Source organism: Coxiella-like endosymbiont, from assembly GCF_030643785.1.
Classification (GTDB): domain Bacteria; phylum Pseudomonadota; class Gammaproteobacteria; order Coxiellales; family Coxiellaceae; genus Coxiella.
The window spans coordinates 234,973-249,536 of sequence record NZ_CP094378.1 but is presented as its reverse complement, the minus strand read 5'-3'; the positions used below and the strand labels follow the sequence as shown (position 1 = coordinate 249,536).

Genomic DNA, 14,564 nt, shown 5'->3' with positions numbered 1-14,564 from the left:
CAAATGCGGCGTTTCTTTAATTTTCCGTTAGGAGCTTTTCTTATTTTTCTCTATATCATTCCTTCTTTTATCTTAGGAGTACTTGCGCTTATTTTTGGTCTTCTAGCTCGACTCATGCCGATTAAATCTTGGTATCGGGCGGTAATGAAAATTGCTTTATTCTTTCCTACTCTCTGGGCCATTAATTCTAGTAAATTTCTAAGTGTGCGCCGTCATCGCTGGAAAATTGAAGGCGAAGGCAATCTTTCTCCTAATAAATGGTATCTCTTAATTAGCAATCATCAAACCTGGCTTGATATATTAGTGCTTGGACGCGCATTCGGTCATAAAATTTCCGTCATTAAATTTTTTATGAAACGAAAGCTGCTATGGAGCTTGCCTATACTCGGTCTGAGTTGCTGGTCTTTAGGTTATCCTTTCGTTCGCCGGTATTCCCCCCAGGCAATTCGCAAACAACCAGAATTGAAAGGACAAGATATCGAAACCACAAAAAAAGCATGTGAAAAATTTAAAGAATTCCCAACCACAGTAATGAATTTTGTAGAAGGTACTCGTTTTACAATTGCTAAGCAGCAACGCCAATCTTCTCCTTATATGCATTTGTTAAAGCCGAAATCGGGTGGGATTGCGATTGTTATAAAAGAATTGCAAAAGGAATTGAGTGGAATTTTAAATGTGACCATCCATTATTCTCAACCACTCACCTTATGGAAATATTTTCGCGGTGACCATTCTACTATTACCGTTCATTATGAATTGTTACCTTTAGCTGCTGATCTTATCGGTGATTATTATGAAGATCGTGATTTTCGTCGTTATTTCCAGCAATGGCTAAATTTGCTTTGGGAACGCAAAGATTTATTGTTAGATAAACTAAGTCGTACAAACGATTGATGATCAGTAGAAGAAAAATCACCATTACCAGCCGGAAAAGTCCATTGGCACTGCGGCAAGCAGAAATTGTAAAACAACAACTTCAAAAAAATAATCTTAGCATTCATTTCACTATCATCGGGTGGAACCACGGAAGACGACCCCCCTAACAAAAGGTCATTAGCCCAAAGTGGCGGGAAAGATCTCTTCGTTAAAGGAAGATACCCAAATTCATGACTTATTGAAACCCCTCGATGATAAAAAACACGGAAATTTGTAATTTCAGAACAAGCTGTTAACTACAAACTCGGCGGCGATTGCTTCACCCCCATTGCAGCGTATGGAATCTTTCAATAACGAAGATTTTTCTCTCTCTGCTATGATAGGAAATCCATAGGGTTCTTTGGTTCTCTATACTAACGGTTAAGGGCACAAATCCGAAGAGGCGCAAACTCTTTGCAGTCTGCTCAAGAACTCTTAAAGCAAGGCGCTAATTCGATATTGACGGAATTAAAACAAAAATGTTGAGCAACTTAAAAATCTGTGTCTCAGTAATTGGGCTAACTTTCGAATCGTTTTTATTGCAACTCGAGAAAGCTCAAAATCTGACTGATTTTATAGAGCTTCGTGTGGACTTCATTCAAGATATAAATCCAGAAATGTTAGATGTTATTGCTACACACACCAATAAAAAATCTATCCTATGCTGCCGCGCTAAAAAGGATGGCGGAAAATTTGAAGGCACCTTGGAAGAGCAAAATAAAATTCTACAAGTGGGAAATAATCTCGGATTTAATTATTTGGACATTGATCTTTACCTTGCAAATAAAATTACTATTCAAAACAAAAAAGCTAAATTTATTCTCTCTTATCATAATTTCAAAAAACTCCGGAGTTCAAAGAACTCAAAACTATCGCAGCGCATATGTGGGATTTTAAGCCCGATGTTCTAAAATTTGCAGTTATGACGAATAGCCAAACTGATGTTAAAACTTTATTTCAATTACTACTCAATAAAAAAGAAAACGAAAATATGATTGTTCTTGGCATGGGCGATCAGGGAAAAACGACCCGATTATTGTCACCACTATTAGGGGGTATTTAACCTTCGCCTCTCTGGAAGAAGCAAAATCAGCACCAGGACAAATTACTTATGAAGCAATGGAAAATTTCTACTATAAGTTCCAAGAAACTTTAGATCACTAATACTATTCCGCTCCCATTAATCTAATTATATAATACAAAACACTTTATTCGCGCGAGGAATTTACCATGTACAAGTTCACTTTCTATGTTCCTGAAGAACACTTAGACGAGGTTAAAAATGCTTTATTTGCAAAAGGGGCCGGGCGAGTCGGCGATTACGATTGCTGTGCATGGCAGACCTTAGGAGTGGGACAATATCGTCCTCTAAAAGGCAGTCACCCCTATGTAGGCAGCCAGGACCAGATTGAAACTTTTAAAGAATATTTAGTAGAGATGGTTTGCGAAGATGGGCATTTACATGCTGTAATCGAAGAATTAATGCGCGTCCACCCTTACGAAACACCTGCTTATGCAGCATGGAAAATAGAGCTTTATGCGAAACAATCGATTAAAAGATAAGACTATAGTCATTACTCGTCCCAAAGATCAAGAGAAAAAAACTGAAAAATGACATCGAAAAAATAGGTGGGAAAGTCATTTTATTTCCTACGCTGATTATAAAACCGCTAAAGGTAGACCCAAAACAATCCAGAAAATCTTTTTTCCAGCGACTTTATGTTATTTTTAAGCGCTAACGCTGTAAGATATGCTCCCAATCTAAGCTTTCAAAAGCCAATCAAAAAATAATAGTAGCTATTGGGGCCGGGAATAGCTAACGCATTGCGTCAACGAGGAATTTCCGTAAATGCGCTTCCGAAGAAATATAGTAGCGAAGGCCTTCTGGAATTATATCTATTCTAATATCTATTCTAAAAGATATTCACGGAAAAACTATAACTTTCTTTTGTGGAAAAAACCTCGACCTTAAAACACCCGACTTTATTTAAAGGATAAATTAAGAGAACGTGAAGCAAAGACGTTTCTAATTTTTTGCTACCGACAGAAAAGCCTTTATGTAGGTCCCCAAATAATCGAAACTTTAACTAAGATATCCATTCATGCTATGGTATCTATGAGTGTGGAAAGTCTGCAGCACTTAAAGGTTTTATTTTCTTCACACTGGAAATGGCTACAAAGCATTCCATTACTGGTCATCAGTGAACGGATGTGTGATATTGCCATTTCTTATAGCTTTAATTACGTAATGATGGCAGGGGAATCCTACGGAAACAGCCATTATCGAAACATTGCAAAAACAGATACCTTAATTTAAGGTAATTCAAATTACTTTTTCAATAAGGAAAAGCTGTGCCTGAGACGTCTACTTCAAACGACTTGCCTAAAAAGCTGAAACCGCGCCCTCCACGGAACACTGGTTTATTGCTCAGTATAACTGCGCTTATTTTGGCTTTGGCATGTATTGGCTCAAATATCGCTATTTGGCGCCACCTCAGCACCCATCAATTTGAACGTGAACTAGCTGAACTGAGAATCAATTTGCAACAATCACAAGCACGAATGCAAGCAACACTTAACGCTAATCAGGCAGACATTGCTCAACTTTCTCAAAAATTTACTAAGGCTACTTCTGAAAAAAATATTGCTGAAGCCTCTTACTTAATCCGTTTAGCCAATATGCACTTGGTGGTCGAAAAGGATTTTGCGGTCGCTCTTCAATTACTGAAAATGGCACGACAACAATTAGAATCCTCCTCCCAAGAGAGCCTCGTTCTATTAAAGGAGGCAATCGATCAAGATATTACCAATCTTTCTGCCAGTGCGCTCACTAAAGTAACGAAGCTCTCTGACCAATTAGATCAATTAAAAATCGACATAGGTAATTTATCACCGCTTCCCTCTAAGGAATTCTCTGAAATAACATCGGCGAAAACTGAACCTACCCCAGAAGAAAAAAATTGGTGGGAAAAACTCAAATATAATCTGGGTGGCTTAAAGAAACTCTTTGTCATTCGGCGAATCGATTATCCTACTTTACCTTTATTGGAACCTCAGCAAACTTTATTTTTAAAAGAAAACATCCAATTAAAATTAACTCAAGCCCAATGGGCCCTAATCAATCGAAATTATTCGCTCTATCAAAAAAGTTTGAGTACCGCCATTCAATGGTTGGCTGAGTATGACTCTAATCAAACCGAAACAGCTGCGCTTATTAAGAGAATACAAACTTTAGCTGCAGTTGATATTGAACCTACTCTTCCCTCTTTAAAGTCCTTACAGGCACTTGCTAATACTTCAGTTTCGGATAAAAAAACATGAAATTTTTAATTTTATTATTCCTTCTTCTTTTATTGTCGCTTTGGCTAGGGCTGGAAATGGCTCAAGATACCGGATACGTATTAATCATTTACCATCATTGGAGTATTGAGACAACCTTGTGGGTAGCTCTCATTTCTTTGATTGTTCTCTTTCTTTTTCTTTATTTTATATTTCGCCTACTCAGGCGCGCCATCCATCTTTCAAAGAATATGCAACGATGGCGGAAAATGCGGCTTTATCGACGCGGACGTCATCTCACTAATACTGGCTTGTTTGAGCTTGCCAAAGGACGCTGGCAGCGCGCCGAACAGACTTTGACAAAGTCGGCCAAAATGATTCGAAGTCCTCTTATTAATTATTTGTCCGCGGCTCAGGCCGCCAATGCCCAGCAGGCTTATGAACGTCGAGATAATTATCTACGCTTGGCTCATGCGACTACTAAGGGGTCTGCTATTGCTGTGGGTCTTACTCAAGCACAATTACAAATTTGTAACCACCAGTGGGAACAAGCACTTGCTACCTTGCAGCATTTAGATCAAAAAGACTCTCATCATGAATATACATTAAAATTATTAAAACAAGTCTATTTAAAACTTCAAGATTGGCAAAATTTGCGCCTTTTATTTCCCGGTTTACGAAAATTTAAAGTGGAACCTCCGGAGACTTTATCTGCTTTAGAAAAAGAAACTTATATTAATTTGCTCGCTGAAGCTTACCAAAAAGGTAAGCAGCCTTTAATTAAGGCCTGGGAGTCGTTGCCTCGTCATTTTCAACAAGACGTTGATTTAATTGAACCTTATACACGCTATTTAATAACTCTTAATGAAGCAGATAGGGCTATTCCATTAATTGAACACACACTCAAAAAAATGGAATCCAGCTCTGGTTACGACTTATGGTTTAGCGCGCCCTATTAAAGAATTTAAACAATTACCAACGGCTGAATTATGGCTTAAAAAATATCCGAAGGAACCAGAATTATTTCTTTGCTTAGGAAGATTAAGCCTCCGAGAAAAACTCTTAGGCAAAGCTCGTTATTATCTTAAAAGCAGTATTAAATTAGCACCTACACCAGCCGCTTACCAAGAATTAGGGAGAATTTACGAGGCACAAGGCCAAAAAAATACTGCTTTAGATTGTTATCGAAAAGCATTAGCCTTTGGAAATATCTAGAAATTAATTATGAATTCATTTCGCTTTTTCAGTATAGTTATCTTTTTGTGTGTCGGCTGGGTTCTCCCACCCCTGTGCAAATTCCAAAATTTATTGGAAATATTTAACTGCAGATATTGAATACACAGCTGTTAATCCTTCCTATTCTCAGTCTATGGAAAAATATATGCTTTTAAAATTGATTTAACTTGCTATATTTTTCAAATAATAACAGCAAAGGATTTAAAACAAACTGCTCTTTTTGCCAATCAACGGGACACAACCTCATAAAGTTTTTATTACCATAAATGGTGGATTCTTTACGCCTACTTTACACAACCCCCCTTGAACTAAAAATTAATAATCGAGCCCAGATTGTCAGTCCGCAAAATTATTTTCCTTCTCCACAAATTAATTTTGCTATTCAGGCTGGTCCCTCGACTAATTATTAACGGTTAGATCCCAAAACTTCGAGAGCGATTAGTTCAACGAACTTCACTTTACATTATAAAAATTGGGAAAAGTAATTATCGCTATTACTAATCTTAATTTATTATTAACGCCCACCCAATTAGCCCATCTTGTTAAAAAATTGAATTGCTACAATGCTCTCAATTTAGATGGAGGGACTTCTTCTCAATTATTTGCTCGAATCAATAATTTTTCACTAAACGTACCAAGCTTCGACCAGTAGCCGATCTTATTCTAGTGAGCCAGTAAATTATTCTCGCTTAAAAACAACCAAATAATTGATATTTCACGCCGAGAATGACGTAGCAGACAGATATTTTAGAGATAAAATTAGCTTGTATGGTTTTCCCCAAAACAGTGCTTTCACACGTTTTTTACAGTTTGGCCGGAACGGTAAATGCTTTCTTTAACCTGAGGACAAATTAAAAGCAATCTTTCAGGTTGGGCTAAAACCCTTTCAGTGATCAGTAAGGAAAAAAGTCATATCTTTTTCTTCATAGTTTCGAATATAGCACAGATTGCTTCATAAATTACAGTATTTCTTTCTAAGACTCTTTTGATGATACTTCCTCTTTTTTGAAGAGGGGGGATGTCGTGATAATTATAAATAAACGTACCTTTTAATCTGGGGAGGGATTCTTTCTATTTGATTACTGTGGCATTTTCTAATCCAATTCTTAATAGAGAAATCCGAGCGATAAACAATTTCTTTGTATAATACTTCTTTTGTATTACAAAGTGTAAAAGCGGTAGAAGTTAGGGGGCGTAGTGTCGATACCGGACAACAAGTCGCAGTTTCCCAACAGGACGCTACAGAATTTTATTTTTCCACACCCAATAACTCAATTAAATGATCATCTTTGTATTATATGTTCTTTCTCATTAGCAGCTACCCCTCCTATCATCAGAATCGTTTTACAAGCTTGGGGGAAGCAAAAATTTTCTTCCATCAATCACCACCAGTAAAAGAGAATGAAGGCAAATAAGTAGAAAAAATACCCTAAAATAGACTTCCCTAGACTTCCCGGAGTGCGAATTATAAAATTTTTGCTCACTCTGCTTTTGAACTACTTTGCAACCAACTACAAACCTAGAGGAGGAGAGTTGCTAAAAGAAGTATTAGCCTTTCATTGAGTCAAAGAAATCATTATTTGTTTTTGTTAGCTTTAAGCGATCAATTAAAAATTCGCTTGCTGCCACTTCGTCCATAGGCTGTAAAATTTTACGAAGAATCCAAACTTTTTGTAAAACATCCTGCTTCATCATCAATTCTTCACGCCGCGTACCCGATCGATTGATATTAATAGCGGGAAATATTCGTTTCTCAGCAATTCGACGATCCAAATGAATTTCCATATTACCCGTGCCTTTAAATTCCTCATAAATCACATCATCCATTTTAGACCCAGTCTCGATTAAAGCAGTTGCAATAATCGTCAAACTACCACCCTCTTCGATGTTACGTGCAGCTCCAAAGAAGCGTTTTGGACGTTGAAGCGCATTCGCATCCACACCTCCCGTTAAAACTTTCCCTGAGGCTGGAATTACAGTGTTGTAAGCTCGTGCTAATCGAGTCATAGAATCAAGCAAAATTACTACGTCTTTTTTGTGCTCAACGAGTCGCTTTGCTTTTTCAATAACCATTTCTGCTACTTGGACGTGACGGACGGCAGGCTCGTCAAAGGTGCTGGCCACCACTTCTCCTTTTACAGAGCGATCCATTTCCGTGACTTCTTCCGGCCGCTCATCAATTAACAGCACAATTACTACACACTCGGGGTGATTACTGGTAATCGAATGGGCAATATTTTGTAGCATTATCGTTTTACCAGCTTTAGGCGGTGATACGATTAAACCTCGTTGGCCTTTTCCAATAGGCGCTACCAAATCAATAATTCGAGCGGTAATATCTTCCGTACTGCCATTTCCCATTTCCATTTGGATTTGTTCATCTGGAAAAAGTGCCGTTAGGTTTTCAAAAAGAATTTTGCCCTTAGAAGCTTCGGGTTTCTCTAAATTAATTTCATTAACTTGTAATAAGGCAAAGTAGCGTTCTCCCTCTTTAGGAGGACGAATTTTGCCTGAAATAGTATCACCAGTACGTAAATTAAACCTTCGGATCTGGCTGGGAGAAACGTAAATATCATCAGGACCAGCTAAGTAAGAACTGTCAGCGGAACGTAAAAATCCAAAACCGTCTTGGAGAATTTCCAAAACTCCATCGCCAAAGATGTCTTCCCCCTTTTTAGCATGGGATTTTAAAACCGCAAAAATAATGTCTTGCTTTCGGGAGCGTGAAACGTACTCCAAATTCATTTCTTGGGCAATTTCCATTAACTCTGGAACTGATTTCTGTTTAAGCTCAGTTAAGTTCATAACTTATGATAAAACCTCTTCGTTGTTTAAATAAATCGATTTAGGACTTGCCCGTTATTTCGAACAAGCATCCTCTTCCAAAGGTGCATCCCGATTGGTATTCATAGTTAGTAATTAAACCTAAAAGCGATGGGATTATAACCGGTAGGCCACCGTGATATGGGGATTCTAGTGACTTATCATGAAGAATGCAAGTTCTCGTCCAAAAAGGCGACTAACTGCGATTTGCTCAATGCACCTACCTTAGTAGAAATCACATCCCCTTCACGAAAGATCAAAAGACTGGGTATTCCTCTTATTCCATATTTAGCCGGCGTCTCCGTATTATCATCTACATTCATCTTGAACACTTTAACACGACCAGAATATTCTTTGGCTATTTCATCTACGATCGGACTAATCATTTTACAAGGTTGACACCATTCAGCCCAGAAATCTACCAGTACCGGCTTGTCTGCTTTAAGGACGTCTTTGTCAAAATTATCATCCGATGTGGAATGTACATATTCGCTCATAAATTATACCCCCTTGACAACATCGTAATAGAATCCAAGTGCTGGAGCAACTATTTCCTATAACGCCCACCGAGTTCCTATTTCTATTAGAAGGATATTAGGATTAAAAACAATTATTGAAATTAATTGCAACAAAACCAATAAGAAAAGATGCGAAACATCAAATCCAGCCACTATTGGAATAAGTCGATGTACCGAACGCATTAAAGGCTCCATAATTAAAGATATTATTTCTGCAACCGAACTGCGCTGTAAAGAAGGTAACCAACTCATGATTACTCGGATGATTATGGCGTAAAAATATAGAGTCATAAATTTGTTACCCAACGAACCAATTGCTATCAAAAATAATCCTAGACAATGAGGTATTATCTAAAACCGCAATCCAAGTATAAGCAAGGGCCTGGATAGGCCCAAAAACTGTCAGCAGTAGAACGGTAGCGAAATCAAATCTTCTGAAACCAGGAATAATACGATGCAAAGGGCGAACAAAAATATTATTAAGCAAATTACCAATTGCGAAACAGAGTTATAACAGCTAGCGCCCATTTTTTGTATGTTCAAACGAACCATAACCATATCAAACGAAGCATGAGGATAAGTATTAAGTATTAGGATAGATATAAAGTAAAGATCAAAAATAAGACCTATTAAAGATATACCAGCATTTGTAAATACAATCACATCTCTGCTAAGGGTGTGAATATTTTTCTAGATATCCAAATTTTCATCCCTGTTAGTGTTCCTATATAGACGTCTAATTATTATAGACGTCTATTAGTAGGTTTCCCTAATACATGAGAAGTTGACTATTTCAACTAACTAGAGCATCCAAAATATTCAGCTCTTAACTCAAAAGGGTAATCTGCTAACGGCTGGCCTGCCTGTCGAGACTGCGCAGTTAAACTAAAAAATCCTTGTCTCCCTGTGAACAAATTTACTATAGGCACGAGATCTCTGCGGAGCAGAAGTTCAATAGGAGATCGGTCTCGCCGCGTTTTGCCTTCGTAAAAATCTTTCATCCTGTAATCGCATTACGACAACTTCCTCTAACCACGATTCAACGTCAGGAAGATGATATCGAATAGGTTTGCTATCTACTTCAAACTATCATCCCCCCTGTCGATTTTTAGATCTTTCGGGGGCTAGCTCTATCCCATAGAGGATGAATATTTTAACAAATAGAGCTTCTACCTACCTGGGTAGAATTAGAATTAATCACAGTTGATAAATCTCTCTCTTTAAGACGGAGGAGTTTATTTTTGTCTAGAGAAAATTTCCCACATTTTTTCAAAATATGTTCTATCAAAAAAAGCTGAATTCGGATCAGTTTAAATTTATTCCCAGATTGCAGCGATAGGGTCTTCAATACAGTCATTATCCAATTATAAGCTTCTTCTATATCGATGAAAGGAACTAAGTCTTCCGCTTTAATAAATGATCTCAGCTCTTTTCCAAAAAAATCGCTATATTTATAGTAATTAACTCATTTATTCTTCTTGGTGTCTTTCTCACTTTCTAACTCCAGCTTGCTAAAAATTAATGATTGAATGTCGTCGCTTGTCCAATTTCTCTTAAATTCCTTAAATAAGAAGATTATAAAAATACTTGAAGAATTTCTGAAGATCCTTCAATAATTCTAATGAAGGTTAGTTAGTCCAGATACGATCAATACTACCTTCCTGACGATAGATTAGCCAGTTCACCTGCTCCATAATCATTCTCATGAAAAATTCAAGCACGACCGACCCTTCACCTCACAATTTAATAGACTTGCCGAAACTGTCCCCTCTCTTCCTTTATTCCTAGAATATCAAATAAGAGTAATAAAATATATTGAATTAGGATAGGGGCAATTACGTAACTTATCGAGCGCCTTCATCAAAGTTCAAAAGCCCACCACTTTTTTTAAATACCTGTAGAAAATCCGCCAGTAACTTTCTATAATATTTGAATATTTGTAAACATAGAGATTTAGCTTGTTGGTTAAAATCAAATAATCCACTGCGATTTTTAAATCGACTTCTCTAATTCAACGGAGAATTCTTTAGCACGCTGAACAGCCGCCTTCAATACGTTAGTAAATAATTCGGGCAAATTGCCCGATTTTAATACTTTAATCGCTTGTTCCGTTATGCCACCTGGCGATGTAACAAATCGACGCAATTCGACCACATCTTGTTCCGCTTCCAACGACATCCGCGCAGCACCCCATACCGTTTGAGCCGTCAGTAATTGAACCGTTTCTTTTGGTAGTCCTAAAACCTCTCCTGCTTTCTGTAAAGCTTCCATCACGAAAAAAATATAAGCGGGACCAGAACCAGAAAGAGCGGCTACCTTATCAATTTGATCTTCCAAAGATAACCAAACCACAAGCCCAACGGCGCGAAGAATGGATTCCGCCAAATTTCTTTGCTCCTTAGTCGCCTTCTCATTAGCAAATAAGGCTGTTGCACCAGTTCCCACGGAAGCCGGAGTGTTCGGCATGGCTCTTACAATGACTGACTCGCTTTGTAGCCATTGCTGAAGCAATTTAACCGGGACACCAACAGCTATAGAGATAATAAGAGGATGAAACGTATTAATGATGTCTTTCAATTCTTCACATACTCCTTTAACCTCATTAGGTTTCACAGCCAGGATGATAACATCCGCATTCGTTGCGCCCTCGCAGTTATTCTGGGTCGTGCGAACTTTGCATTTTTCTCGAAAAAAGTGAGCTTATCGGAAGTAGGGTTCGTGACACAAATACGATTAGGATCATATCCATTAGCAATCAGGCCGACCACAATATTGCACGCCATATTACCACCACCAACAAAAGTAATGTTAGCTATGCTCATGCGTCAATCTCCCACATAATTGCTTTTTAAAAACTAAATTGTGCTTTGATCTCGCGGACCAAAAATACCGGTACCTATTCGTACCATCGTGCTTCCCGCCGCGATAGCTGCCTGAAAATCATGGGTCATCCCCATCGATAACGTATCCAATAAAAAACCTTCTTCTATTAATTGTTGTTGAGCATTTTTTATTTTTTCAAAATCGTGTTTTTGCGCCTTAAAATCTTTTTTAAAAGCTGGAATTGTCATTAATCCGCGCAATCGCAACCGCTTAAATTGATTTATTTCAACAACGAATTTTGGCAAATCAACAAGACTGATTCCGCTTTTATTTTTCTCCTCACTGATATTGATCTGAATACAAATGTTTAAGGGAGATTGTTCCGAGATTCGATATTGGTTCAACTGCTCCGCAATTTTTAATCGCGAAATGCTGTGCACCCACTCAAAATGAGTCGCGATAAGACGCGTTTTGTTAACTTGAATAGCTCCAATAAAATGCCATTCCAAATAAGGATTCTGTAAAGCGGCCATTTTAGTAAGGGCTTCCTTCACATAATTCTCCCCAAACCGAGTTTGTCCCCCAGCAATTGCTGCCTTCAATTTATCGATATCTTGTGATTTGCTAACAGCTAATAGAATAATGGAATGAGGTTTCCGCCCATATTTTTTTCTGTTTCATGAATTTTCTGCTCAATATTTCTAATATTTGTTGCTATGGACATTTTTCTATAGCAAATTTAAAAAGAAATTATTCAATTACCGGGCCTGCTTTTTTAATAGCATCTGTTACCTGAAACTTTACGAAGTTTTCTTGAAATTTTTCTATCAACGTGAGGGCTTTAATATCGTACGCTCTAACATCTGTCCAAGCCTGGCGAGGATTTAAGACTTTATCCTCTACACCGGTAGCCGATTTAGGAATTGCCAAATTAAATCCTTTCAAATTTTCTGTAGGTTGATTTCTCAATTTCCGAGTAAGTATAGCATCAATGATGTTGCGGGTTGTAGGAATGGAAAACCGCATACCTCCTTCTCCATAAGCACCGCCTGTCCAACCCGTATTGACGAGATAGACTTGACATTGTGTTTCTTCAATTCGCTTCATGAGCAATTCTGCATATACCGTGGGAGGACGAGGGAAAAATGGCGCTCCAAAACAAGCGCTGAAGGTGGGCGTAACACCTTTGACACTTCCCACTTCTGTGCTGCCTACTAAGGCGGTATAACCACTCAAAAAATAATAAGCAGCCTGCTCTTTCGTGAGCAAAGCAACGGGAGGTAATACGCCGTACAGATCACACGTCAAAAAAATGACTGCATCTGGGGGTCTTCCACGATTGTCCTTGACACGCAAGGCAATATGTTCTCTGGGATAAGCAGCACGGGTATTCTGGGTTAAGCTCGCGTCCCTATAATCGGGTTGACCATCCGCTTGTAAAACCACATTTTCGATAATGGCACCATGATGAATGGCTTCCCAGATCATGGGCTCACGTTCTGAAGATAAATCTATACACTTGGCGTAGCAACCCCCTTCAAAATTAAAAACTCGTGTACGGCTCCACCCATGTTCATCGTCACCAATCAAAAATCGATTAGGGTCTGCAGACAATGTTGTTTTGCCAGTCCCCGATAAGCCAAAAAATAAGGCAACATCGCCCGATTTACCAGCATTTGCAGCACAATGCATAGGTAAGACGTCGTGAGGAGGCAAGAGATAATTCAATACCGTAAACATTGCCTTTTTCATCTCCCCTGCATAAGCCATGCCTACCAAAAGAACACGATGTTGCGAGAGATTAATTATGACAGCACCGTCACTATTTACTTTATCCCGTTCAGGATCCGTTTTTAACCCGGGCACACTTAAAATAATCCACTCAGGATTCCCTTTGGGATAATTGCCATCAGGTCGAATAAAAAGGTCACAAGCAAACAAATTATGCCAGGCCAATTCAGTAATTACTTGTACCGGAAGAAAATAATTCTCATCTGCCCCCACTTGCAAGTGAGACACATACATAGGGCACTTGGAAAGATAGACATTTGCTCGATTCCACAACTGATCGAATACAGCTTGCACGATAGGTTGATTAACATTCCCCCATTGAACTTGATCAGCCGTTTCAGCATCTTTGACAATAAATCGATCTTTAGGAGAACGTCCTGTCCGCTTACCGGTTGTAACAGCCAAAGCACCTGTCGAGCTCAATTTACCCTCACCCTTTTTAAGGGCATGCTGAATGAGTTCATCACCGGAAAGATCGGTGTAAACAATTCGTGAAGCGATTTGGTTCATATGCTTTCCCTCAGCCATGCTAAAATGAAATCATTATGGCAAATTATTGATGTATTGAAAAGGGAGTTGCGGCCTAGGAAATATCGCCGCATACTTGCGCTGGTATGTTAAAAACAAATTTTTTATCAAATTATTTTTTAGTGGCCATGCCCCAATTAAATGATTTTAATTTCACCCAATCTGTTGTGTATATTTCTGAATATGACGATAAAGGAGCGCTAGGAATAATTATTAACAAGCCTCTGCAACAAGTGACTTTGAGTAACGTGCTAGAACATTTGAATATTAAACTCACGGTCTCCAATATTGGGGAACTTCCTGTCTTAATGGGAGGACCAATCAGCCAAGAAAATGGTTTTATTATTTATGAAAACCAGGATAAAAACAAAAAAGTCCAACTTTCTGTATCTGCTTCTAAAGAGAAGCTAGAAGATATTGCTAATAATAAAGGTCCTGATAATTTTCTAGTTGCATTAGGTTACGCTGGTTGGGAAGCCGGTCAGTTAGAACAAGAAATTTCTCGCAATGATTGGCTTATTGTGCCCTATAATCGAATTATTTTGTTTGAAACGCCTTTAAAACAGCGATGGCAAAAAGCAGCATCTCTAATTGGCATTGATATCAACCGGCTTTCTGATCAAGTAGGTCATGCTTAAGAATGGATATACC

15 protein-coding genes and 2 pseudogenes are annotated in these 14,564 nt (G+C 38.3%); 11 read left to right on the top strand and 6 right to left on the bottom strand.

Annotation, left to right across the window (positions count from 1 at the left end; translation table 11 throughout):
• Positions 1-3 precede the first annotated feature (3 nt).
• The 10 genes and pseudogenes from yihG to MRH55_RS01280 all read left to right on the top strand — a co-directional run bounded on the left by yihG (position 4) and on the right by MRH55_RS01280 (position 6,713).
• The gene (yihG, locus tag MRH55_RS01335) at positions 4-894 is read left to right on the top strand and encodes a 1-acylglycerol-3-phosphate O-acyltransferase, YihG family (protein ID WP_304985710.1); all 891 of its coding nucleotides are present in this window, start codon (positions 4-6) and stop codon (positions 892-894) included.
• Positions 894-1,043 carry a hypothetical protein gene (locus MRH55_RS01330; protein ID WP_304985709.1) on the top strand — a complete coding sequence of 50 codons (150 nt, stop codon included), beginning with the start codon at positions 894-896 and terminating at the stop codon, positions 1,041-1,043. Before yihG ends, MRH55_RS01330 begins: the two co-directional genes overlap by 1 nt.
• A 351-nt stretch (positions 1,044-1,394) precedes the next feature.
• Positions 1,395-2,001 (top strand): annotated as a pseudogene (locus tag MRH55_RS07535) (type I 3-dehydroquinate dehydratase); the annotation flags it as partial.
• A gap of 144 nt (positions 2,002-2,145) precedes the next feature.
• Positions 2,146-2,478: a YqfO family protein gene (locus MRH55_RS01310; protein WP_304985706.1), complete on the top strand. Its 333-nt coding sequence runs from the start codon at positions 2,146-2,148 to the stop codon at positions 2,476-2,478.
• Positions 2,479-3,031: 553 nt separating this feature from the next.
• Complete coding sequence (locus MRH55_RS01305) at positions 3,032-3,232, top strand: hypothetical protein (RefSeq protein WP_304985705.1); 201 nt, start codon at positions 3,032-3,034, stop codon at positions 3,230-3,232.
• A gap of 35 nt (positions 3,233-3,267) precedes the next feature.
• Entirely contained in the window at positions 3,268-4,236 is a 969-nt protein-coding gene (locus tag MRH55_RS01300; RefSeq protein WP_304985703.1) for a uroporphyrinogen-III C-methyltransferase, read from the top strand.
• A complete protein-coding gene (locus MRH55_RS01295; RefSeq protein ID WP_304985702.1) occupies positions 4,233-5,153 on the top strand; it encodes a heme biosynthesis HemY N-terminal domain-containing protein in 921 nt (306 codons plus the stop codon). Before MRH55_RS01300 ends, MRH55_RS01295 begins: the two co-directional genes overlap by 4 nt.
• Positions 5,086-5,409, top strand: coding sequence for a heme biosynthesis protein HemY (locus tag MRH55_RS01290; RefSeq protein WP_304985701.1), 324 nt, complete (start codon positions 5,086-5,088; stop codon positions 5,407-5,409). The genes MRH55_RS01295 and MRH55_RS01290 overlap by 68 nt, the downstream gene beginning before the upstream one ends.
• A gap of 493 nt (positions 5,410-5,902) precedes the next feature.
• Positions 5,903-6,082: a phosphodiester glycosidase family protein gene (locus MRH55_RS01285; RefSeq protein WP_304985700.1), complete on the top strand. Its 180-nt coding sequence runs from the start codon at positions 5,903-5,905 to the stop codon at positions 6,080-6,082.
• 487 nt (positions 6,083-6,569) lie between these two features.
• Positions 6,570-6,713 carry a hypothetical protein gene (locus MRH55_RS01280; RefSeq protein ID WP_304985699.1) on the top strand — a complete coding sequence of 48 codons (144 nt, stop codon included), beginning with the start codon at positions 6,570-6,572 and terminating at the stop codon, positions 6,711-6,713.
• Positions 6,714-6,978: 265 nt separating this feature from the next.
• Here the strand turns inward: MRH55_RS01280 and rho are convergent, their stop codons facing one another.
• The 6 genes and pseudogenes from rho to MRH55_RS01250 form a co-directional block, all read right to left on the bottom strand.
• Positions 6,979-8,235: a transcription termination factor Rho gene (gene rho, locus MRH55_RS01275; protein ID WP_304985698.1), complete on the bottom strand. Its 1,257-nt coding sequence runs from the start codon at positions 8,233-8,235 to the stop codon at positions 6,979-6,981.
• 179 nt (positions 8,236-8,414) lie between these two features.
• The gene (gene trxA / locus MRH55_RS01270) at positions 8,415-8,750 is read right to left on the bottom strand and encodes a thioredoxin TrxA (protein ID WP_304985697.1); all 336 of its coding nucleotides are present in this window, start codon (positions 8,748-8,750) and stop codon (positions 8,415-8,417) included.
• Positions 8,751-8,807: 57 nt separating this feature from the next.
• On the bottom strand, positions 8,808-9,062 hold the full coding sequence (locus tag MRH55_RS01265; RefSeq protein ID WP_500784513.1) for a YggT family protein: 255 nt from the start codon (positions 9,060-9,062) through the stop codon (positions 8,808-8,810).
• Between the two features lie 1,701 nt (positions 9,063-10,763).
• Positions 10,764-11,554: pseudogene (gene proC, locus MRH55_RS01260) on the bottom strand (pyrroline-5-carboxylate reductase).
• A 72-nt stretch (positions 11,555-11,626) separates the two neighbouring features.
• Complete coding sequence (locus tag MRH55_RS01255) at positions 11,627-12,205, bottom strand: YggS family pyridoxal phosphate-dependent enzyme (protein ID WP_304986198.1); 579 nt, start codon at positions 12,203-12,205, stop codon at positions 11,627-11,629.
• A 139-nt stretch (positions 12,206-12,344) separates the two neighbouring features.
• Entirely contained in the window at positions 12,345-13,895 is a 1,551-nt protein-coding gene (locus tag MRH55_RS01250; RefSeq protein ID WP_304986197.1) for a phosphoenolpyruvate carboxykinase, read from the bottom strand.
• Positions 13,896-13,999: 104 nt separating this feature from the next.
• On the opposite strand from MRH55_RS01250, the gene MRH55_RS01245 reads away from it, so the two are divergent.
• The gene (locus MRH55_RS01245) at positions 14,000-14,551 is read left to right on the top strand and encodes a YqgE/AlgH family protein (RefSeq protein WP_304985695.1); all 552 of its coding nucleotides are present in this window, start codon (positions 14,000-14,002) and stop codon (positions 14,549-14,551) included.
• Positions 14,552-14,564 lie beyond the last annotated feature (13 nt).